Source organism: Pseudomonas sp. SMN11 (genome assembly GCF_052041945.1).
GTDB lineage: Bacteria > Pseudomonadota > Gammaproteobacteria > Pseudomonadales > Pseudomonadaceae > Aquipseudomonas.
This window is the reverse complement of the sequence record NZ_JBKGGW010000003.1, coordinates 261,771-283,616: the sequence shown is the minus strand read 5'-3', so window position 1 is coordinate 283,616 and position 21,846 is coordinate 261,771. Positions and strand designations below refer to the sequence as shown.

Annotated in this window: 19 protein-coding genes; 10 read left to right on the top strand and 9 right to left on the bottom strand. The window is 63.6% G+C overall.

The features are described 5' to 3' along the window. Nucleotides 1-3: 3 nt before the first annotated feature. Genes ACLEJU_RS05400 through ACLEJU_RS05390 form a run of 3 tightly spaced genes read right to left on the bottom strand, consistent with a single transcriptional unit; the run spans nt 4 to nt 5,130 of the window. Nucleotides 4-2,391, bottom strand: a complete 2,388-nt coding sequence (locus tag ACLEJU_RS05400; protein ID WP_435422530.1) for a response regulator — start codon at nt 2,389-2,391, stop codon at nt 4-6. 12 nt (nt 2,392-2,403) lie between these two features. Continuing rightward, on the bottom strand, nt 2,404-2,865 hold the full coding sequence (locus ACLEJU_RS05395) for a response regulator (protein WP_110631725.1): 462 nt from the start codon (nt 2,863-2,865) through the stop codon (nt 2,404-2,406). A 15-nt stretch (nt 2,866-2,880) separates the two neighbouring features. Then, nucleotides 2,881-5,130, bottom strand: coding sequence for an ATP-binding protein (locus ACLEJU_RS05390; protein WP_435422565.1), 2,250 nt, complete (start codon nt 5,128-5,130; stop codon nt 2,881-2,883). A 216-nt stretch (nt 5,131-5,346) separates the two neighbouring features. Here ACLEJU_RS05390 and ACLEJU_RS05385 point away from each other — a divergent pair, with 216 nt between their 5' ends. Genes ACLEJU_RS05385 through ACLEJU_RS05355 form a run of 7 tightly spaced genes read left to right on the top strand, consistent with a single transcriptional unit; the run spans nt 5,347 to nt 11,692 of the window. After that, nucleotides 5,347-5,874, top strand: a complete 528-nt coding sequence (locus ACLEJU_RS05385; protein WP_435422531.1) for a Csu type fimbrial protein — start codon at nt 5,347-5,349, stop codon at nt 5,872-5,874. Nucleotides 5,875-5,904: 30 nt separating this feature from the next. Then, nucleotides 5,905-6,441 (top strand): Csu type fimbrial protein, encoded by a 537-nt coding sequence (locus ACLEJU_RS05380; RefSeq protein ID WP_435422532.1) that lies wholly within the window; start codon nt 5,905-5,907, stop codon nt 6,439-6,441. A 19-nt stretch (nt 6,442-6,460) separates the two neighbouring features. Next, complete coding sequence (locus ACLEJU_RS05375; RefSeq protein ID WP_103448123.1) at nt 6,461-6,994, top strand: Csu type fimbrial protein; 534 nt, start codon at nt 6,461-6,463, stop codon at nt 6,992-6,994. A gap of 15 nt (nt 6,995-7,009) precedes the next feature. Beyond that, nucleotides 7,010-7,513 (top strand): Csu type fimbrial protein, encoded by a 504-nt coding sequence (locus ACLEJU_RS05370; RefSeq protein WP_435422533.1) that lies wholly within the window; start codon nt 7,010-7,012, stop codon nt 7,511-7,513. Between the two features lie 40 nt (nt 7,514-7,553). Beyond that, the gene (locus tag ACLEJU_RS05365; protein WP_435422534.1) at nt 7,554-8,330 is read left to right on the top strand and encodes a fimbrial biogenesis chaperone; all 777 of its coding nucleotides are present in this window, start codon (nt 7,554-7,556) and stop codon (nt 8,328-8,330) included. 12 nt (nt 8,331-8,342) lie between these two features. Beyond that, a complete protein-coding gene (locus ACLEJU_RS05360; protein WP_435422535.1) occupies nt 8,343-10,736 on the top strand; it encodes a fimbria/pilus outer membrane usher protein in 2,394 nt (797 codons plus the stop codon). Further along, the gene (locus tag ACLEJU_RS05355) at nt 10,733-11,692 is read left to right on the top strand and encodes a Csu type fimbrial protein (RefSeq protein ID WP_440776676.1); all 960 of its coding nucleotides are present in this window, start codon (nt 10,733-10,735) and stop codon (nt 11,690-11,692) included. Before ACLEJU_RS05360 ends, ACLEJU_RS05355 begins: the two co-directional genes overlap by 4 nt. Nucleotides 11,693-11,810: 118 nt before the next feature. Here the strand turns inward: ACLEJU_RS05355 and ACLEJU_RS05350 are convergent, their stop codons facing one another. Beyond that, nucleotides 11,811-12,959 (bottom strand): M14 family metallopeptidase, encoded by a 1,149-nt coding sequence (locus ACLEJU_RS05350; RefSeq protein ID WP_435422537.1) that lies wholly within the window; start codon nt 12,957-12,959, stop codon nt 11,811-11,813. A 595-nt stretch (nt 12,960-13,554) separates the two neighbouring features. Here ACLEJU_RS05350 and ACLEJU_RS05345 point away from each other — a divergent pair. Together ACLEJU_RS05345 and ACLEJU_RS05340 are read left to right on the top strand one after the other, a co-directional pair. Next, the gene (locus tag ACLEJU_RS05345) at nt 13,555-14,028 is read left to right on the top strand and encodes a diiron oxygenase (RefSeq protein ID WP_435422538.1); all 474 of its coding nucleotides are present in this window, start codon (nt 13,555-13,557) and stop codon (nt 14,026-14,028) included. 140 nt (nt 14,029-14,168) lie between these two features. Further along, on the top strand, nt 14,169-15,383 hold the full coding sequence (locus tag ACLEJU_RS05340) for a multidrug effflux MFS transporter (RefSeq protein WP_435422539.1): 1,215 nt from the start codon (nt 14,169-14,171) through the stop codon (nt 15,381-15,383). Here the strand turns inward: ACLEJU_RS05340 and ACLEJU_RS05335 are convergent. Together ACLEJU_RS05335 and ACLEJU_RS05330 are read right to left on the bottom strand one after the other, a co-directional pair. Further along, nucleotides 15,363-15,878, bottom strand: a complete 516-nt coding sequence (locus ACLEJU_RS05335; protein ID WP_435422540.1) for a DUF4880 domain-containing protein — start codon at nt 15,876-15,878, stop codon at nt 15,363-15,365. The genes ACLEJU_RS05340 and ACLEJU_RS05335 overlap by 21 nt on opposite strands. Nucleotides 15,879-16,324: 446 nt before the next feature. Next, nucleotides 16,325-16,636 (bottom strand): DUF6124 family protein, encoded by a 312-nt coding sequence (locus tag ACLEJU_RS05330; protein ID WP_159409629.1) that lies wholly within the window; start codon nt 16,634-16,636, stop codon nt 16,325-16,327. Nucleotides 16,637-16,723: 87 nt separating this feature from the next. Between ACLEJU_RS05330 and ACLEJU_RS05325 the strand changes: the two genes are divergently transcribed. Continuing rightward, nucleotides 16,724-17,431 carry a LexA family protein gene (locus ACLEJU_RS05325; protein WP_435422541.1) on the top strand — a complete coding sequence of 236 codons (708 nt, stop codon included), beginning with the start codon at nt 16,724-16,726 and terminating at the stop codon, nt 17,429-17,431. Between the two features lie 33 nt (nt 17,432-17,464). Here the strand turns inward: ACLEJU_RS05325 and ACLEJU_RS05320 are convergent, their stop codons facing one another. Genes ACLEJU_RS05320 through ACLEJU_RS05310 form a run of 3 tightly spaced genes read right to left on the bottom strand, consistent with a single transcriptional unit; the run spans nt 17,465 to nt 21,840 of the window. Beyond that, nucleotides 17,465-19,417 (bottom strand): acetyl/propionyl/methylcrotonyl-CoA carboxylase subunit alpha, encoded by a 1,953-nt coding sequence (locus tag ACLEJU_RS05320; RefSeq protein ID WP_435422542.1) that lies wholly within the window; start codon nt 19,415-19,417, stop codon nt 17,465-17,467. After that, nucleotides 19,414-20,229 (bottom strand): gamma-carboxygeranoyl-CoA hydratase, encoded by an 816-nt coding sequence (locus ACLEJU_RS05315; RefSeq protein ID WP_435422543.1) that lies wholly within the window; start codon nt 20,227-20,229, stop codon nt 19,414-19,416. Before ACLEJU_RS05315 ends, ACLEJU_RS05320 begins: the two co-directional genes overlap by 4 nt. Before the next feature lie 3 nt (nt 20,230-20,232). Then, a complete protein-coding gene (locus ACLEJU_RS05310) occupies nt 20,233-21,840 on the bottom strand; it encodes a carboxyl transferase domain-containing protein (protein ID WP_435422544.1) in 1,608 nt (535 codons plus the stop codon). Nucleotides 21,841-21,846 lie beyond the last annotated feature (6 nt).

Sequence of the window (21,846 nt, the reverse complement as noted above, 5' to 3'; positions counted from 1 at the left end):
AATCTAACCGGCTACCCGCAGCAATTCATTCAGCACCCTGGCCAGCTCATCCGCCTGCACGGGCTTCTGCATCACCAGGCTCCCTGGCACCTCCAGCCCTTCCAGCTCTGCATACCCGGTCAGGAATACCACCGGCAACTGCGGGTAGCGGTCGCGCGCCGCCAGGGCCAGTTGCCCGCCATTGAATTCGGGCATGGCAAAGTCCGTCAGCAGCAGGTCGATATCGTCGTCCAGCAGGGCCAGCGCCTGCTCCCCACTGTGCGCCTGGCGCACCTGGTAGCCATACTGGCGCAGCACGTCACCGAGCATGTCGCGCACCAGGTGATCGTCATCCACCAGCAATACCGTGCGGTCCCGGCCACTGTCATCGCTCGGCAGGGTGGCTTTAGGCGCTACAGGATCGATGGCCATCTCCTGCTTCACCGCCGGCAGGTATACCGCCACCTGGGTGCCATGCCCAGGCTCGGTATCGATGCGCACACCGCCGCCGGACTGCTTGGCAAAGCCGAACACCTGGGCCAGGCCCAGGCCGGAGCCCTTGCCGATGTCCTTGGTGGTGAAGAACGGCTCGAACACCTTGGCCAGCACCTCTTCACTCATGCCGCAGCCGGTGTCACGGATGCTCAGCATCACGTACTCGCCGGGTTCAGGGTCTTCCGGGCGCTGCGGGCGGGCCTTGATACGGGTGTTGCGGGTCGACAGGGTGAGCTGGCCGCCTCCGGGCATGGCGTCGCGGGCGTTGATGGCCAGGTTGAGAATGATCATCTCGGTCTGGGTCGGATCGGTCAGCGCTTGCCAGAGGCCATGGTCCAGGTCCAGGCGCACCAGGATGTTGCCGCCGAGGGTGCGGCGCAGCAATTCTTCCAGGCCAGTGAGGGTGCGGTTCAGGTTCAGCGGCACCGGCTCCAGGCGCTGGCGGCGCGAGAAGGCGAGCAATTGCGAGGTCAGTTTGGCGCCGCGCTCACCGGCTTCGCGGATATGCGTCAGGCGGCTGCGGGCCTTGTCCAGGTTACCCTTGGCAAGGTCGCGCTCTAGGAAGCTGGCGCCGGTGAGGATGACCGTGAGCAGGTTGTTGAAGTCGTGGGCGACCCCGGCGGTGAGCTGGCCGACGGCCTCCAGCCGCTGCATTTGCTGCAGCGCGGCCTCGATGCGTTCGCGCTCGGTGATCTGTTCGCGCAGGCGGGTGTTGGCTTCGGCCAGGCCAAGGGCCGTTTCGCGCTCGCTGGTGATGTCCCGCGCCACCACGTAGAGCAAGGTGTCTTCCGGCACCACCACCCAGGACAGCCAGCGCAACTGGCCACCGGCATGCTGGATGCGGCCGACGAAGCGGGCGCTGGTACGGCCATGGGCGAGGGCCGCCAGTTCGGTGAGCAACGCCTCCTGATCCACTTCGGGCAGCAGGTGCAGCAGCGAAGTCTGGCTCAGGCGCTCGCGGGAGAAACCCAGGCTGGCCTCCCAGGCCGGGTTGAGGGCCACCGGGGTCAGGTCCTTGTTGAGTACCGCGAGCAAGTCCTGGGACAACTCCCAGGCACGGTCCCGCTCACGGGTGCGGCGCTCGACCCGTTCGCCGAGCATTTCGTTGAGCTGCCTGAGCGCCTGGGTCGCCTGACGCTGGGTATGGATGTCCTGCAATACCCCGGAAAACCGCGTGCACTGGCCGTCGACGAACTGGCACTGGCCGCTGCTGAGCAGCCAGCGCGGTTCCAGGCCATTGGGCTGGGCAATGCGGAACTCGACCCGGTACAGGCCATCGCTGTCCGGGCGCATGGCCTGCTCGACGGCGTCGCGCACCTTGGCCTGGTCGTCGGGGTGGATTCCGGCATAGAACACCTGCAGGCTCATCTCGGTCTCGACCGGCAGGCCGAACAGGGTCTTGCAACGGTCGTCCCAGGCCAGCTGGCCTTGTTGCGGCCGGAAGTCCCAGGTGCCCATGCCAGCGGCATCGATGGCAATGCGTGCGCGGGCCTCGACATCGGCCAGTGCTTCTTCGGCACGGCGCCGGCGCTGGCGCTCTTGCACTTCGGACAGGGCCCGGCGCACGGCCTTGGGCAATAGCGGCAGGTTCTTCTTCAGTACGTAGTCGGTGGCGCCCAGGCGAATCATCTCTACCGCATGTTCTTCGCCATAGATGCCCGAGAGGAAAATGAACGGTGTGTCGGGCGCCAGACGCTGGGCGATGGCCAGCACCTCGGTGCCGGAGGAGCCGGGCAGCACGCAGTCGCACAGGATCAGGTCGAAACGGGTTTCAAGCAGGGCGTGTTCCACCCCGACATGGTCGAACACCAGTTGCGATTGTACGTGCAGCCCGCTGCGCTCCAGGCGCATCAGGGTCAGCTCGGCGTCCATCGAGCTGTCTTCGACCATCAACAGTTTGAGCGGTGTCGGCAACATCTGGCGGGGGCCTCAGTGGCTGCCACGGCGGTTCAGGCGCAGCGAGCCGGGTGGTGGTTCGTTGAGCACTGCCCAGAACACGCCCAGGTCGGAAATCGCCGCGACGAACTCCTTGAACTCCACGGGCTTGACCACATAGGCGTTGACCCCCAGCTCATAGGCACGCAGTAGGTCGGGCTCCTCCCGCGAGGAAGTCAGCATCACCGTGGGGATGCTGCGCAGCTCGGGCGTGGCACGCACCACCTTGAGCACTTCCAGGCCGTCGACCTTTGGCAATTTCAGGTCCAGCAGCAGCACGGCCGGGTTGCCATCGGCACGCTCGCTGTAGGCGTTGCGGCGCAACAGGTAGTCGAGGGCATCGGCGCCGTCGCGCAGGACGATCACTTCGTTGGCCAGCTGGCTGCGCTCCAGGGCCAGCAGCGTCAGCTCCAGGTCTCGAGGGTTGTCTTCGACCAGCAGGATGGGCTTGAGCATGGTGATACGGGTACCTCAGGTAGTTGCCGGGTTGCGGGGCAGGGTGAAGTGGAAGCTGGCGCCTTGGTCGACCTGGCCTTCGCCCCAGACTCGCCCGTCATGGCGCTCGATGATCCGCCGCACGCTGGCCAGGCCGATCCCTGTGCCTTCGAAGTCTTCCATGCGGTGCAGGCGCTGGAACACCCCGAACAGCTTGTTGGCGTAGGCCATGTCGAAGCCTACACCATTGTCGCGGATGTAGATCTCCGTCTCGTCATGGTTTTGTCGGGCACCGACCGCGATGTGCGCGGGTTCGCGGCCGCGAGTGTACTTGATGGCGTTGGAGATCAGGTTGTGCAAGGCCAGGTTGATGAATGCCGGGTCGGCGATCACCTTCGGCAGCGGCCCGATATCCCAGACGATTTCGCGGCCTTCGAAATCCGGAGCCAGGTCCTGGCGGATGGTGTCGACCAGGGCGTTGAGGTCGACATCCGACAGGCGCAGGGCCGAGCGGCCCATCTGCGAGAAATTGAGCAGGTTGTCGACCAGGCTGCCAGCAAAGCGCGCGGCTTCCTCGATGTGTTGCAGGAAGCGTTTGCCACGCTCGCTCAAGCCCTGGCCCTCGATTTCGCCAAGCAGCTCGGTGTAGCCGGCAATGTGGCGCAACGGGGCGCGCAGGTCGTGGGACACACTGTAGGAAAAGGCTTCGAGTTCCTTGTTCGAGCGGCGCAGCTCGTTGGCCAGCTGCGCCAGCTCCTCGGCCTTGCGCAGCACGATCCCCAGCACTGCCGTGCGCAGTTCGAGCACGCCTTCAATGACCAGCGAGTCCCAAGGTTGGCAGTAGCCGCTGATCTGTTCCTGCCAGCGATCGAAGCTGTGTCGCGGGTTTAGCGCACCCTGAGCGCCGATCTGCTTGTCGGGACGCCCGGCCCAGTCGACCGTGCGCACTTGCTCGGGGCGGAACCATAGCAAGTAGTGCGAGTGGATCTGCGAGATGGCCACTGCCAGCACTCCGCCGGCGTGGGCTGCCAGCTCTGGCAGTTCATCGATGTCACGGCGCAGGTTGTTGCTGTGGAATACCGTTTCCTCGCCGCGTTGCTCCAGCCAGTGCACCAGGGCCGTGACCTGCGCCGCAGGCGGGGTCTGGCCGATCAGGTCGCAGCGCTCGGCGGAGATGACCGCTGCGCCGCTGGCCCCGGCGAATGCCAGCAGCACCTCGGGCAAGTCGCGCAGGCCATCGCTGACGCTATCGTGGTCGGCCATCGACGAGATCATGCGCACGATGTGCTGGCGCAGGTCGAGCAGTTGGCGGGTTCTAGCGTGCGACTCGCGGGTCTCGATCTGCAACGACAGCACGCTGGCCAGCAGTTCGCAGGCAGTCCGGGTACGGAACTCGACCGCGCGCGGCTGGGCGTGGTGGCAGGAGATCAGGCCCCAGAGCTGGCCATCGACCACGATCGACAGCGACATCGACGCCAGGGTGCCCATGTTACGCATGTACTGCAGGTGCACCGGTGACACGCTGCGCAGGGCGGCGAAACTCATGTCCAGGGGCTTGCCGGTGCGTGGGTTGATGGTTGGCAGCAGGGGGGAGGCCTGATAGTTGGCATCTTCGATCACGCGGATGCGGTTGACGCGGTACAGGTCGCGCGCCTGGCGCGGGATGTCCGCAGCGGGGAAGCGCAGGCCGAGATAGCGCGGGTAACCGGCGTCGGCCTGCTCGGCGAGCACCTGGCCATTGCCCTCGGCGTCGAAGCGGTAGGCCTTGACCCGGCCGAAGCCGGTGATGCGCTTGATCTGCACCACGCATTGCTGGAGCAGCTCTTCAAGGCTGTCGGCGTTGTGCAGGCTGCTGACGAATCCGCGCACCAGTGGGTAATAGTCGCCGTGGTCGGCCAGGTCCGCAGGCTGGCGAAAGGGCTCGAACTCGGCGATCAGTACCTGGTCGTGGCGGTGCGTCAGCAGGCGCAGGGTGTCTGTGCAGGGCGCTCCTTGGCGCAAGCGTACATCGCCGATGTGGAACGGGAAGGCCTCGTCGTCGGGCAGGCGTTCGAGCTTGGCGCGCAGGTCGAAGCTTTCGCTGACCATGTCGGCGAAGGTGCAGCCGATCAGCTCCCTGGCTGGTACGCCCAGCCAGCGTTCGACGTTCTCGCTGGCCTGGAGGATGCGCAGGTTGTGTTCATCCAGCACCAGCAGAAAGCCGTGCGGCCGGATGCTGCCGGGGATCTGGATCGGCTCCTCGGCGCAGCGCTCCACGGCTGCGGCGAGCGCGTTGTCTGCAGTGATCAATGGACAGGCTCCTGTGATGTTCTTCCATGCATGCCGCGTTACCGGCCCTTGGCCATTTGAGGCACAGGATGCCTGAGGGTTCGCTTCGGCGGGGAAATTTCTGCCCGCTTCATTAGGGCTTTGTCGTTAACACAAAAGAATGGCACCCCGCCATCACGATTCGGCCACCTGCTGCTACGCTCAAAAATACGGTAGAAGAACAAGGATCACCCAGTGACGGAACGCTTTCTGGCCGTGCTGTTGGGCCTGTTTTTGAGCGGCATTGCCGGGGCGGCGGACTTTCTCGTGGAAGTGCGGGTCCTGGTAGAGCGTGGCTGCATGCTGACCCATCAACAACGTGATGCGGGCGCACAGGCCCTGGGCGTGATCGACCTGGGTGCTGCCGCACGCCTGGATGGGCCAGGCGCGCCCGTGAGTGGCGTGCTGATCAACCAGTGGCCACCGCGCCTCGAGTGCAACCCCGACACGCCTTACCAGGTGCGGGTCGACGGCGGCCAGCACGGCGGCGTCGGCGAACTGCGGTTTCTTGGCAGTGACGATGGCAAGGCCAGGCCGATCCCGTATCGGCTGTATCGCGATGCTGCCTGGCGCGAGCCGGTTGTCGTCGGTGAGGCCCATGCCGCACGTGTACCGGACAGTGGTTCGGTCGAGCTGCCGCTTTACGCCCGTATCGACAAGCTGGCCTGGGTGCCGCGCGCGGGGCAGTACGCCGATCTGCTCAAAATCACGGTCACCTGGTAGCGAGGCCGCCATGCACAAGGACGTCACGCCATGAACCGCACATCGATCCTGTTGCTCAGTCTCGGCCCGCTGCTGCTGCCCAGCGGCGTGGTGCATGGCACCACCACCGGTTTCATCCAGGCGCGCCTGGTGATCAGCGCTGCCTGCCAGATCAACAGCGGCGACCAGCCACCTGCCACCCTGGGCAACCCTGGCCTGATGGACTTCGGTCAGCGCGGCCCAAACTGGGATACACCGCTGCGCAGCCGGGTCGACGATGCGGGCGCCGAAGGCAGCCTGCAAATCAGTTGCACGCCCGAAGTGCGGGCTTTCAACGTGCGTATCAATGGTGGCCAGAACGGCGACGATGGCGTGCGCCGGCTCAGCAATGGCCGCGTAATGATCCCTTATCAACTGGCGGTCGACCCCGGTGGCAACAGCCGCTACGGCATCGGCCAGGCCCGTGCGTTCACCATCAGCAGCACCGAGCAGATTCCGATTCCCATCTACGGCGTAGTGGTGGCGCAACCGCGCGCGCTGCCGGCCGGGCTGTACCGCGACACCCTGAGAGTGACCCTGGACTGGTAAACGACGCAAGGAGACTCCGATGCGAACGACTTTCACCCGTTGCATGCTCGCCGGCCTCGGCCTGGCCATGGCAGCTCACACCCAGGCCGCCACGGTGACCGGGACCATCACTTCGACCTTGACCCTGACCTCGGCATGCCAGGTCAATGGCGCTGGTGGCACCTCAGGGTTGAACTTCGGTGCCCTGAACTTCGGCACCCAGGAAGCCCTGTTCACCACGGCCAACGCCCAGGTGCTGGGCGGCGGCGGTGGCGCCATGAGCATCCTCTGCTCGGCCGGCACGGTACCGGCGATCCGCGTGCGCGCCGGGTCCCATGATGGCCAGTCGACCGGAGGTACGCGTGCGCTGGCCGACGGCGCCGGTAATTTCGTGCCCTACGACTTCTACACCGATGCCGGGCGCACCACGCTGCTGGCCATCGACGGCACCATCACCTTGCCGACCAGCACCGGCGTGGCGCAGACCGTCAACCTGTATGGCCAGGCACGTGGCAAAGCCGGCCTGCCGGCGGGGACGTACACCGACACGGTGGCGGTCGAACTGTCGTTCTGAGCCTTGTTCGCCGCCATGCGAACCTGGCTCGGTGGTTGCCTGACGGGGTTCGGCCTGTTGCTGGCCTCGCCCCTGGATGCGGCGACCTCCAGCACCTTCCAGGTGAGCGCGCAGATCGTTGCCGGTTGCCTGGTTGTGGGCGGGGTGACCAGCTATGGCGTGCTCGATTTCGGCACTCAGTCGGCGCTGTCCACCGGCATTCTCAGCACCTCGCTGGGCGGCACCACGGTGACCTTCCAGTGCACCCCCGGGGTGAGCCTGAGCATGAGCCTGGACGGTGGCCAGAACAGCGCCAGTGGTACGCGCAACCTCAAGCGCACGGGCGGCACGCAGGTGCTGGCCTACCAGTTGTACCGGGACGCGGCCTACAGCCAGGTCCTGGGTATTGGCCAGAGCGTGGCGGTGAACTACACCGACGCCACGGCCATCAAGTTGCCGGTGTATGGCCGTACCCAGTTGCCTGGCACCTTGCCGGCCGGGACCTACACCGATGTGGTGCAAGTATCGGTGACCTGGTGAACACACCAGCACCCAAGAAAAAGAGACCAAGGAGAGCGGCATGTGGGTAGGCGCGAAGTGGGCGCAAGGTGTGATCGGTCTGTTGTTGTTGGCGAGTCTGCCGGCGGGGGCGGCTACCTCGGTGCTGATCTGGCCGATCGACCCGGTGCTGGAGGCTGACCAGAAGGCCGGTGCGCTGTGGCTGGAAAACCGCGGTACGGCCCCGGCCAGCTTGCAGGTACGGGTGTTCGCCTGGCGCCAGGGCGACTACCAGGAACAGTTCCAGGCCCAACGCGAGATCATCGGCAGCCCACCGGTGGCCAACATTCTGCCCGGGCAGAAGCAGCTGATCCGCCTGACCCGCACTGGCAGCTCGCCGGTCGGCCAGGAGCAGGCCTACCGCATCATCATCGATGAAATCCCTTCGCCATTGCCGACCGATGCCGCCAGCCAGGGCACCACGGCTGCGATCCGCCTGCAGATGCGCTACTCCGTGCCGCTTTTCGTCTATGGCGAAGGGCTGTGGGGCAAGGCCGACCCGCAAGGCAAGCGCAATGCCGAAGGCGTCGGCAAGCCGCAACTCAGCTGGCGCCCGGTGACGGTGCAGGGCAAGCCCTATGTGGAAATGCGCAATACGGGTCCTGTGCATGCGCGCCTCACTGATGTGGTGGTGCAGCACGGTGGCCAGGCCAAGCCGTTGGCCGAAGGACTGCTCGGCTATGTGTTGCCCGGTGCCAGCATGCGCTGGCCGGCACCGGTTGCGCCGAACGCTGGCAGCGTGATCAAGGGGAGGGTGAACGGTCAGGAAACGGCCGAAGCGATCCGGCAAGGGCAATGAGCCCGCCGCTGAATGAAGGGCAAGGGCCATGGAGGACCTGGCAATGGTCGGAATCCGTGTGTGAGATGGCTGTCGCGGGCTTCGCGCCGTTGGTGCCTGGGGCTGACCTTGTTCGGCCCCTGCCTGGTGCTGGCCGACGACCTGCCACCACCGCCCAGCGAAACCTCCGCCATCGCCGACGCCACGCTGTACCTCGACCTGCTGGTAAACCAAGTGCCCAGGGCTGAACTGGTAGCGGTGCAGCAACGTGCCGGGCGCCTGTACCTGGACAGCGAAGTGCTGCGCAACCTCGGCATCCAGCTGCCGGGCGACCCGCAAGGTGAACTGGCGCTGGACAATGTACCGGGCCTGCACAGCGATTACGACAGCCAGAACCAGCGCCTGCTGCTGCAGGTGCCGCCGGCCTGGCTGCCGGACCAAAAGCTCGGCGACCGCGGCCTGTACCCGGCCAGCGAGGCGCGCAGCAGCTTCGGCGCCTTGTTCAACTACGACCTGTACCTCAACGACACCGATGATGGGGGCTCCTACCTGGCGGCCTGGAACGAGCTGCGTCTGTTCGACAGCTGGGGCACGTTCTCGACCACTGGCCAGTGGCGCCAGTCGTTCAATGGGGCGCAGAGCGATGCCAACCGCCAGGGCTTCCTGCGCTACGACACCACCTGGCGCTTCACCGACGAGCAGCGCCTGCTCACTTACGAGGCCGGCGACTTCGTCACCGGGGCATTACCCTGGACCAGCTCGGTGCGGGTCGGTGGCGTTCAATTGTCGCGTGACTTTGGCGCCCGTCCGGACCTGGTGACCTATCCCTTGCCGGCCTTTGCCGGCGAAGCGGCAGTGCCAACCTCGCTGGACCTGTTCATCAATGGCTACAAGTCGAGCACCACCGAATTGCAGCCCGGTCCCTACACCCTGACCAACGTGCCGTTCATCAACGGCGCGGGTGAGGCGGTGGTAGTGACCACCGATGCCCTGGGCCGGCAGGTGTCCACGACCTTGCCGTTCTATGTCACCAGCAGCCTGTTGCAAAAAGGCCTGTCGGACTTCTCGGTGGCCGCCGGCAGCCTGCGCCGTGACTATGCCGTGGAAGATTTCGGCTACGGAACCGGTGTCGCCTCGGCCAGCCTGCGCCACGGCGTCAGCGACAGCTTCACCCTGGAAACCCACGTCGAAACCGCCGAGTCGCTGCTGCTCGGCGGCCTGGGTGGCAACATGCGCCTGGGCACGTTTGGCGTGCTCAATGCGGCCTTGGCACAGAGCCGGTTCGAGGGGGAGCAGGGCCACCAGGTTGCCCTCGGCTACCAGTACAACAGCCAGCGCTTCGGCTTCAACTACCAGCGCCTGCAGCGCTATGGCGAGTACTCGGACCTGACCCGGGTCGACATCCCTGACATGCAGCTGAGCCAACGCAGCGAGCAGGTGACCCTGAGCGTCAACCTCGACCAGTACGGCAGCCTAGGCGCCGGCTATTTCGATGTGCGCGCTGGCGACGACACGCGCACCCGGCTGATCAACCTGAGCTGGAGCAAGCCGCTGTGGGGCAACAGCAGCCTGTACCTGTCAGCCAACCGCGAGGTCGGCGACAGCAGCTGGGCGGTGCAGGCACAGGTGGTGATTCCGTTCGACTTCGGCAGCACCCTGGCGGTGAGCACCGAACGCAGCAAAGATGGCGAAAGCCTGCAACGGGTCAACTACAGCCGCGCCGTACCGGTGGGCGGCGGTGTCGGTTACAACCTCGGCTATGCCGGGGGCGGCGACCGCGATGCCTACCGCCAGGCCGATGTCACCTGGCGCCTGCAGTCGGTGCAGTTGCAGGCCGGCGTGTACGGCAGCAGCGGCGAGATGACCCGCTGGGCCGACGCCAGTGGCTCGTTGGTGTGGATGGACGCCGGGATATTCGCTGCCAACCGCATCGACGATGCCTTCGTGGTGGTCAGCACCAGCGGTTACGCCGACGTGCCGGTGCGCTACGAAAACCAGGAGATCGGCCGCACCGACCGCAGCGGCCACCTGCTGGTGCCGTACAGTAGCGGCTACTACCGCGGCAAGTACGAAATCGACCCGATGAACCTGCCGCCCGATGTGTTGGCTGCCGAGGTGGAGCAACGGGTGGCGGTGCGCCGTGGCAGCGGCTACTTGCTGGAGTTCCCGCTCAAGCGCGTGCTGGCAGCGAGCATCGAGTTGGTCGATACCCGTCAGCAGCCGCTGAAGCTCGGCAGTACGGTCACCCACCAGGAAAGCGGCAACCAGGCGGTGGTCGGCTGGGACGGCCTGGTGTACCTGGAGAACCTGTCGCCGCACAACCGCCTGCAGGTGGCGTTGGAAGGGGGCGGGCAGTGCCAGGTCGAATTCGACCTGCCGGACTCGGCAGGCTCGATTCCGCTGATCGGCCCGCTGGAATGCAGATGAGAGGCCTGTTGTGCAGCCTGCTGCTGTTGCCGGCCGGTTCGGCCTGGGCGCTGTGCTCGTCGGTGGCAACCCTGCCAGCGGGATTCGGCATGGTCAACTCGACCCTGGTGCGTACCACGATACAGAGCGCTTCAAGCACCAACGCCGGGTTACAGTGCACCGGGTCGCTACTGAGCCTGCTCAGCTCCACCGACCATTTTTACGCCACCATCACGTCCTCCACCAGTGGGCTGGTCGGCCCTACGGGCGACGTCATTCCGTACACCCTGTACGCCGATAACAGCACCAGCTATCCGATCACCCGCAACGTTGCCTTTGACTTTGCCCGCAATGGCATCCTCGATCTGCTGGGATTGCTCAATGGCACCACACCCAAGACCGTGCCGCTGTACATGAAGACCCAGATCGGCAGCAACGTCGCCGCGGGTGTGTACCAAGAGACCCTGACCATCGCTTGGAGCTGGAACTACTGCTCGGGGATCGGCATTGGCAGCATCTGCCTGGGGCGCGACATTGGCTCGGGCAGCCAGACCCTGAACGTAAGCCTGACGGTGAGCAACGACTGCCAGATCACCACGCCCAACATCAGCTTCGGCAGCGCGCCGGTAGTGGCGGGTTTCGGTACCGTAAGCCAGAGCGTGAGCCTGTCGTGCACCAAGGGCAGCGCCTACACGGTGGGCCTGAATGATGGGGAGAATGTGTCGGGTGGGCGGCGGCGGATGAAGTCCACGGCCGGCAACTACCTGGCCTATGACATCTTCAAGAGCGCCGGCACCGTGCGCTGGGGCTCGCTGACCACGGCACGGCGCTCCAGCAGCGATGCCGACGTGAACCCCGGCAACGGGACCGGGACGGGGAGCCAGGTGTTCAACTACAACGCCAAGGTCTATACCGACCAGACGACACCGCCGGCGGCAAGCTATGTCGACAATGTGATACTCGATGTGCAGTTCTGACGGTGCAGTCCTGTGCTGGCCCCTTCGCGGGCAAGCCCGCTCCCACAGGGACCGCGCCGCCCCTGAGGTCACGCTGTACCTGTGGGAGCGGGCTTGCCCGCGAAGAGGCCGGTCCTGCTCAGCGCAAATCGTCGACCAGTTTCAGCAAGGTCTCCAGCACCGCTCCGGCCAACGCCTTGGAGCGCGCCCCTGACCACTGGCCCACCGGCTCCGGCGCATCGTCATGGTCCTTGAACGGCATCTCCAGGGTCAGCGACAGGCAGTCATAGGTCATCCCCACCGCATTGCACGCCAGCGTGGTATTCGCCTGTCCCGGCTCGTCCCGCGTGTAGCCATGCACTGTCTGGAAGTCCTGGGTCACGCTGCACAAGGTCGTGCGGAACTGCTCTTCCAGCCTGGCCAGGCGCGGCGTGTACCCCGGGTTGCCCTCACAGGCCGCCGTGAATACATGGGGGATTTCCTCGTCCCCATGCACATCGATGAACGCATCCACCCCGTACTGCTTCATCTGCGCCTGGGCGAAGAACACCTCCGGGCTGAACTCGACGCTGGCATCCTGCCAGGCCCGGTTCAGGTCCTTGCCCTTGAAGTTGGTGCGCAGGTGGCCGAGGAAGGCGCCGTCCGGGTTCATGTTCGGGATCAGGTACAGGTCGGCCTTTGCCAGCAGTTGCTGAACGGCTGGGTCATTGGCTTGCAGCCGGTCGATCACCCCTTCCATGAACCACTCGGCCATGTGTTCGCCAGGATGCTGCTGGGCAATCAGCCACAGCTTGCGCTTGCCCGCCGCGCCATCGCCAGCGCGCAGCAGCGGGATATCCCGGCCTTGCACGCTGCGCCCGTGAGCCAGCAGCTCGACGCCAGGAATCTGCTGGGCACGTTCGATCAGCTGGTTGTGGCGGGCACGGGGGTAAGGCTCGAAGTAGGCGAACCAGACCTGCTCCTGCTCGGCCTTGAGCTCGAACGACAGCGCCTTGCCATCGAACTGGCTCGGCACGCGGAACCAGGTCTGCTGGTCGTAGGAGGCCACGGCGTTGTAGCCGCTCCAGGCGTTCTTGTAGGAAGACTCGCTGGCGTTGTCCAGGCTGAAGCGATGGACCTGGCCCGGGGTGAGGCCGCTGACCTTGAAGTGGAACCACTGGAAGTGGCCGCTGTTCGTGTCCGGGCGGATGGCCAGGCGTGCCTGGGCCGGGTTGCTGGCATCCAGGATCAGGATGTTGCCGGAATCGAAATCGCAGTCGATTTGCAGGGGGGACAGCGTCACGGTCATGGGCGGGCTCCTTGGGATTTGTTGTGGGGGTACTGTACACCGCTTGAGGGTGGGGCGTGTGAGGAGAAGGGCTGGATCGCTTCTCTTGATCGCGATCAGTAGTTGCTTTGTAACTTGAGTAACCAAGTCCGAGTTGGCTGGGGAACACCAGAGATTTCATGCTGCTTAGCTGCTGAATGCTGCGATTTCTTTGCTGTTCAGTGAATTGCGAGGTTTGGAGTTTATGGCGGGAACCAAGCTCGAAAAACGCCAGTACTGGAAAATTCCTACAAATCTTTGGGGATTTTCCTTCAATGATTCAGCTTGTGCATCTTGCATTGATGACTAATTATTAGTGCGTCGCAATGACGCGGTCAGGATTGCATTGATCAGAGCTGCAAAGTTGATCAGGGGTTGATTCGCGCAGGGCTCGTGAAAACTACTCAAGAGCAATCGGACTATTGGGGGTGGGACGTACTGTCCAGAATTTTTCACTTCGGCACGAAGAATATTCCCCTGGACGATATACCTCAAGATGAAGAGGAGTGGGCGAAGCTGTATTTGGAGCATTGTGACGGTGCATGGGCGAAACCGCTGCCTACAGATTACGCGCAAGATGGAGGTGACGCGGCGTTGTGAGGTCTTAAAGCTGTATGCTGATGAAGGGTATCATGCCTTGTTTTCCAAGGATCTGGCCGAGCAAATTGCTGGTTACCATAGGCTGGAAAGGTATCGTTCAGTTCGCTTAAAACATTTGAGTAGGCTTTTGGTTCGCTATTCCGGCAAGTGGGAAGAACTTGCCTTATTTGTGATGGCGTTCATTTCTGAGACCGTCATAACACGTGAGCTATCGCTGTTGGGGCAGGATGACTTGAATGTGCCTGTTTTCAGCATGCTGACAGATCATTTGCATGATGAGGCCAAGCATTCGGTTTTTTTTTGCCGATTGCTTTGTCAAGCTGTGGGGGCAGGCGTCGACCGCCGAAAAGGACTTTATTGTAAATGCATTGTTAGTGGTGGTGCGAATTTTTTGCCGTCCAGATATTTCATTTATAAGGTTTCAGGTAAAAGATACAGCGCTTTGTCGTGAGCGTATTGCAAATCATCTTAGGCGAAACTGGCGTCGTAGGGTTGCCTCTACTTTGCAATTGACTCTGAAAGCTGTAAGGCGTACCGATCTGCTCTCGAATGCATCCTACTTTCGCCAGTTGAAAAATGAGGGTTGGATCGATGAATAGACGAGACGCTTCGCAGTCCACTCGCTGTTATGTTTTATTGCTCCTTCTCATCAGTCTTCTGGGCGTGTTTCCGCTCGATGTGATTTTGCCCTCTGTGCCTTTGATGGCCCGGGATTTTCGTGTCGATGCGCAGTACATTGCATATTCGATCAGCCTGTTCGCTGTCGGTGTCGCCATTTCGCAAACTATCATAGGTCCGCTTTCTGACCGAATGGGGCGAAAGCGTCTGCTGATAGCTGGTCTAGTGGTTTCCGTTGCAGGTGCGGTGGGATGCACCCTCGCAACAAGTTACCAAGGCTTCATGTTTTTCCGCCTTCTACAGGCGGTGGGATGCGGGTGCTTCGTGCTTAGCCAGGCACTGGTGCAGGATAGGTTCAACGGCCATCAGCGCAATGCGATGCGTATCCTGATGACCAGCGCAAGTGGCTTGTTTATTTCTTTATCGCCCCTTGCAGGCAGTGTGCTCCAGCAATATCTCGGTTGGGCAGGCAGCTTTCAGGTCTTTGTAGTGCTGGCCATTGTTGTGCTGGCGCTTGCATTTAGGTTACTGCAAGAGAAGCCGACATCATCTGGCAGTGCGGGCGTTTTAAATAGTTATCAGGCTTTGCTCAAAGACCGTGCGTTTCTCGTAAGCTCGCTATTTTCGTGCTTGGCGTTCGCTTGCCATTTTTCATTTGTGGTCGTCTCCCCATTGTTGCTCATCGAGCAACTTGGCCTGACGGAGTTCGCCTTTTCCATAGTCTTTCTCGGGTATGGACTGGCTTACCTGATCGGCGGCTTCATTGCCAGTTGGCTGAATTGCCGCATCGCGATGCATGCGCAGGTGGGTTGGGGATTCGCACTCATCGGTCTGGCTGGGCTTGCTCTTTGCCTGGTTGTCACCTTGCATGAGCTTGGGGTTTTCAGCCTTCTGCTTCCATTGGTGCTCTGTACCATCGGTACAACCATTGTGCGGCCAGCTGCAACGAGCCATGCGCTGGGGTTGCACCCGGAGCGTGCAGGTGCTGCGGCCTCGCTCAACAATACGATGCTGTTTGCATTCGGTGGGGGCGCCAGCATGCTGGTGGCGTCTATGAGGAACAGCTTGCCGATGAGCCTGGCGCTGGGCTTTATCGCCTGCAGCCTCGGGGGCTGGTATTTGCTTATCTATCTGAAAGGTTTGGAGCGGCGCCAGCGGGTTTGTGACTCAGGCCCAATACCCAAATAGCAGTAGCGCGGCCAAGCCCAAACCAACCGCCACCGAACACCCACCCAACGAAATCGCTGCACGCCCTTGCCGGTACCAGCCATCCTGCCCCAGCTCCCGCGCCGGGGCGAGCAGGCTGCGCCAGCGCAGTTCGGTGTCATGAAACGCCTGCAAATGCGCAGGTGCTGCATCCAGCCAGCGGCGAAAATCGATACGCTCGCACGATGTCACGTCAGGGCTCTGCAGCCGCACATACCATTGCCCGGCCACGCTGGCCAATGCGTCCTCGCGGGGTTGTACCACTTGCAGGGCCTGGTTCATGTTGCGTTCGATGCTGAGCAGCGGGAGGTCGAGGCGTTTGGCGATGCTGGCAAAGTCCAGCTGATCGAGGCGGTTGAGCAGGAACACTTGCTGCACGCGCCGGGGCAGGCGCTTGAGTGCGAACAGCAGCTTAGTCTCGGCAGCATGCTCGCTGGAAGGCGTGGGGTGCTCAAGGGGCAGCAGCAGACGGCTCATGGACAGCTCCTTGCTCGGGGTAGGGGTGGGGGCATCGTCCTTGATGCAGAAACAGCGTAGTAAAAACGAGATTGATTCTCAAGTGCTGATTCCGCAAAGATTTGTAATGAGCATTCACGCTCTGAAACACTTTTGCTATCATGCGCGCCATCAACGATCTTCATTAGCCTGAAGAGCCAAAAAAAAATGACCCGGCAAAAAGCCGGGTCAAAAACCGTGATTAGCCTGATGAGGAGATAATCTGGAGCGACCTAAGCTCCGGGTTATCCAGCAGATCTTGCGATCAGCTGAGTGCAATAATAATCGTTATCATTTGCCAGTCAAATGAATTTTCATTTATCCGGTAAAAAAGTTTTACCGGTGCGCTTCCCGTCCCGGCAATCGGGGCCTTTCGCCGGTGCCATTCCTGGCTAGCTGGCCATCACGTTTCTCCCTTCTTCTTATGCCTACAGCCCGTTCTGCAGGGCGCGCCTGTGCTCCAGCAGGGCCCTGGCCATATCGATCATGTGCATCAGCGCGAACGTCAGCTCGCGGGTGCTGCCTTCCTGATGGGTTGCGGTTTCGTGGGCAGTGGCGGCGGCACAGCGGAGCAATTCGATGGCGTGATCCTGGGCCTGCTCGGCGGTGACGCCTTCGTGCAGGGTCCAGATCCGGTTGTGCGCGCTGGGGCGCGTGGGGTTTGGGTTCAGGTAGTAGTCGAGGGCGCGGCGGGCCGCTTCGCTGTCGAGATCTGTTACGTCGTTTTTCGTTGGTTTCATCCTGATACCTGCGCAAGCCAATGGGAAAAGGTTCTGCTTCAGTTTAATACCTTGGGTATTTATGTGCTTTTGTAGAAATAATACTGAATGTTTATTGAGCGCCAGAAGGCAGTCCGTATCGTGCCAGCGATGAATATGGATAAATGGATTGCCCTCGTCCGTGACCGGATGGAGGAGTTGAAGCTCACTCAAGAGCAGCTTGCCGAGCGCGTTGGCGTGTCTCAAGGCAGCGTGGGGCATTGGGTGAACAAGCGGCGCCAGCCCAAGATCGAGTCGATGAACCGCACATTCGTCGAGATTGGCATGCCCCACTACAGCGTCAGCTTGCAGCTACGCATTCAGGGGCAGGTTGGCGAGGAGCGTGGCACCTACGAGGTAGATGACGCCGATGACGAACTGGACCTCATGCAATACATCGTGTGTTTTCGCTACCCGGTGCTGGCATGGGATGAGCTAGGTGCGGCAGAAATTGCCGAGTCTGGCGTGTTCGAACAGACGGACTACCTGGCCCAGGGCAAGGCATTCTGGCTGACCGTGGAAAACGATGCGATGAGCTCGGCCAGCGGCCGTAGTGTGCCGCAGGGCATGCGAATACTGGTGGATCCGGGGTTGGAGGCGGAGCCGGGGCGGCTGGTGATTGCCTGTCAGCCCGGGAAGACGGCGATGCTGCGGGAGCTGGCAGAGGAGGGTGGGCTGCACTATCTGAAGGCGTTGAACCGCAGTTATCCGACGCTGGTGTGTGAGAAAGGCTGCGAGTTTCTTGGGGTGGTCGTGCGGGTGCACGGCGTCTTCTAGATTGCTGGGGCCGCAAAGCGGCCCCTGAATGCCTCACTCAGCCAGTTCGACCAGCACCGTCCCTTCGCTGACCATATCCCCTTCCTGGCAGAACAACGCTTTCACCGTCCCACCATGGGGTGCACGAATGCTGTGCTCCATCTTCATCGCCTCCAGCACCACCAGTGCTGTTCCAGCCTCCACTACCTGCCCAGGCTCCACCAGCACCCGCACGATGCTGCCGTTCATGGGCGCCCCCAGCCCGCCCTGATGGCTATGGCTGGCCTCGGCCTCGGCGATCGGGTCGAAGGCTTCGACGGCATGCACTTCGCCATCCCAGCGCAGGAACAGCGTGCCACCGCGACGTACCGCCAGGTAGCGGCGACGGACACCGCCCTCGTCATGGCCCAGCTGTTCGCCATCCAGCTGCCAGGTCGAAGCGGCGCTGCGCTCCAGGGCAACCGCCTGGCTTTCGCCGCCACTCACCAGGTGCAGGCTGCTGCGCGCCGGCAGCCCCAGGCGCAGGCCATTGCGCTCGGCCCATGGCGAACGCGCATCGTCAGCCCGCTGATGCGGCGCCTCGCCTTGCAGCCAGGCTTCTGCGGCGGCCTCCCAGAAGCCTGCAGGCAATGCCTGAGGTGTTGGCAGCAGCACGTCCTGATGGCGGGGAATGAAGCCAGTATCCAGCTCGGCTGCAGCAAAGGACGGGTGGGCCAGGATGCGGCGCAGGAAGGCGATGTTGGTCTTCAGCCCGCCAATGGCGAATTCATCGAGCATCGCCAGCAAGCGCAGGCGCGCCTGCTCGCGGTCCTGGCCCCAGGCGATCAGCTTGCCCAGCATCGGGTCGTAGAACGGCGACACCCCATCGCCCTCGCTGACCCCGCTGTCCACCCGGCGGCCTTCACCCGGTGCCGACTCGCGGTACAGCGTGAGCGTGCCAGTGGCCGGCAGGAATTCGTTGGCCGGGTCCTCGGCATACAGCCGCACCTCGATGGCATGACCGATTAGCGGCACCTGCGCCTGGGTGATCGGCAGTGGCTCGCCGCAGGCCACGCGAATCTGCCAGGCCACCAGGTCGAGGCCGGTGATGGCTTCGGTGACCGGGTGCTCGACCTGCAGGCGGGTGTTCATCTCCATGAAGAAGAATTCGCCACGGGCGTCGAGCAGGAACTCGACGGTGCCGGCACCGACATAACCGATGGCCTGGGCCGCGCGTACCGCTGCCTCGCCCATGGCCTGGCGCAGTTCGGCGGACAGGCCCGGCGCGGGCGCTTCCTCGACTACCTTCTGGTGCCGACGCTGGATCGAGCAGTCACGCTCGTTGAGGTACAGGCAGTTGCCGTGCTGGTCGGCGAACACCTGGATTTCCACATGGCGTGGCTTGAGCACGTACTTTTCCACCAGCATGCGCGCATCGCCGAACGACGACTGCGCCTCACGCTGGGCCGAGGCCAGGGCGTCGGCCAGCTGGCTTTCGTCCTCGACCACTTTCATGCCCTTGCCGCCACCCCCGGCACTGGCCTTGAGCAGCACCGGGTAGCCGATGCGCTCGGCGGCGGCGCGGAAGGTATCCAGGTCTTGCGCTTCACCGTGGTAACCGGGCACCAGCGGCACGCCAGCGTCTTCCATCAGTGCCTTGGCCGCCGACTTGCTGCCCATGGCATCGATGGCATTGGCCGGTGGCCCGAGGAAGATCAGCCCGGCCTGTTCGATGGCGCGGGCAAAACCCGCGTTCTCGGACAAAAAGCCATAGCCCGGGTGGATGGCCTGGGCGCCGCTGGCCTTGGCCGCGGCGAGAATCTTGTCGACCACCAGGTAGCTGTCGGCGGCCTTGCTGCCACCCAGATCGATGCGAATATCCGCTTCGCGGCTGTGGCGGGCATCGCGGTCGGTGGCGCTGTGCACGGCAACGGTCGTCAGGCCCATGGCCTTGGCGGTACGCATCACCCGGCAGGCGATTTCGCCACGGTTGGCGACCAGCAGGGTGGTCAAAGCGGGGCGGCTCATGGGCGCGGCTCCTTCTTGTCATCGGTTTGCCAGGCGGGGCGGCGCTTCTCCAGAAAGGCGCGAAGGCCCTCCTGGCCTTCGGCGCTGACCCGGATGCGGGCGATGGTGTTTTCACAGTAGCGGCGCAGGGCCGGGCTGAGTTCGCCGTCGTCCACTTCGCGCAGCAGGTCCTTGGTGGCACGCAGTGCTTGCGGGCTGTTCTGCAGCATATTGCTCACCCAGGCTTCAACCTGTGCATCCAGCTCGCGGGCCGGGTACACCTCGGCCAGCAGGCCCAGCTCGCGGGCCCGCACACCGCTGAAACGCTCGGCGGTCAGGGCATAGCGGCGCGCGGTGCGTTCGCCGATGGCCTTGACCACGAACGGGCTGATGACTGCCGGGGCCAGGCCGATGCGCACTTCCGACAGGCACAGCTGGGCGTCTTCGGCGCCGATGGCCATGTCACAGCAACTGATCAGGCCCAGTGCGCCGCCGAAGGCCGCACCTTGCACCACGGCCAGGGTCGGCGCTTTGAGGCGGTGCAGGGCGTACATCAGCTCGCCGAGCTCGCGGGCGTCATCGAGGTTGGTGTTGAAGTCCAGCTGCGCCGATTGCTGCATCCAGGCCAGGTCGGCACCGGCGCTGAAGTGCCGGCCACGGCCGCGCAGCAGCAGGAAACGCAGGCTGGCGTCTTCGGCCAGCTGGTCGAGGGCGACGATCAGCTCGCGGATCATCAGCGCGTTGAAGGCATTGTTCTTGTCCTCGCGGCTCAGCCACAGGGTGGCGAAGCCGCGTGGGTCGCGAATCACTTCGAGGGTGCTGAAATCGCTCATGGGTCACATCCGGAAAATGCCGAAGCGGCTCTGTTCGATCGGGGCGTTCAGCGCGGCGGACAACGCCAGGCCGAGCACGTCGCGGGTCTGTGCCGGGTCAATGACACCGTCGTCCCACAGCCGGGCACTGGAGTAGTAGGGATGGCCCTGGTGCTCGTACTGGTCGAGGATCGGCTGCTTGAGTTTCGCCTCGTCCTCGGCGCTGAAGGCCTGGCCGCTGCGTTCGCTCTGCTCGCGCTTGACTTGGGCCAGAACCCCGGCGGCCTGTTCGGCGCCCATCACGCCAATGCGCGCATTGGGCCACATCCACAGGAAGCGCGGGTCGTAGGCACGGCCGCACATGCCGTAGTTGCCGGCGCCGAAGCTGCCACCGATGATCACCGTGAACTTCGGCACCTGGGCGCAGGCCACGGCGGTGACCAGCTTGGCGCCGTGCTTGGCGATGCCGCCTTCTTCGTACTTCTTGCCGACCATGAAGCCGGTGATGTTCTGCAGGAACAGCAGTGGGATGCCGCGCTGGCAGGCCAGCTCGATGAAGTGCGCGCCTTTTTGCGCGGCCTCGGCGAAGAGGATGCCGTTGTTGGCCAGGATCGCCACCGGGTAGCCGTGCAGGTGGGCGAAGCCGCATACCAGGGTGGTGCCGAACAGTGCCTTGAATTCATCGAACGCCGAGCCGTCGACCAGCCGCGCGATCACTTCGCGCACGTCGAACGGCTGCTTGGCATCGGCCGGCACCACGCCATACAGCTCGTTGGCGTTGTACAGCGGTGCGACCGGTGCCTGGCGCTGCAGCTTGCCGAGCTTGTGCCAGTTGAGATTGGCCACGCTGCGCCGGGCGATGGCCAGAGCGTGTTCGTCATTGTCGGCGTAGTGGTCGGCGACGCCGCTGGTGCGGCAGTGCACATCGGCGCCGCCGAGGTCCTCGGCGCTCACCACCTCACCGGTTGCCGCCTTCACCAGCGGCGGCCCGGCGAGGAAGATGGTCGCCTGCTGACGCACCATGATCGCTTCGTCGGCCATGGCCGGCACATAGGCGCCGCCCGCGGTGCACGAGCCCATCACCACGGCGATCTGCGGGATGCCCAGCGCGCTCATGTTGGCCTGGTTGAAGAAGATCCGCCCGAAGTGCTCGCGGTCGGGGAACACTTCGTCCTGGCGCGGCAGGTTGGCGCCGCCGGAGTCCACCAGGTAGATGCACGGCAGGCGGTTCTGCAGGGCGATGGTCTGTGCGCGCAGGTGCTTTTTCACCGTCAGCGGGTAGTAGGAGCCGCCTTTGACCGTGGCGTCGTTGGCCACGATCATGCATTCCACGCCTTCGACGCGGCCGATGCCGGCGATCACGCCCGCCGCCGGTACGTCTTCGCCGTACACCTCATGGGCGGCCAGCTGGCCGATCTCGAGGAACGGCGAGCCCGGGTCGAGCAGGCGGTCGATGCGCTCGCGCGGCAGCAGCTTGCCACGCGAGGTGTGCCGCTCCTGGGCCTTGGGCCCGCCGCCCTGGGCGACCTGGGCGAGCAGGCCGCGCAAGGTCTGGACTTGTTCGAGCATGGCCGCGCTGTTGCCGGCGAACTCCGCCGAACGCGGGTTGATCTGGGTGTGCAAGATAGCCATTTGCGC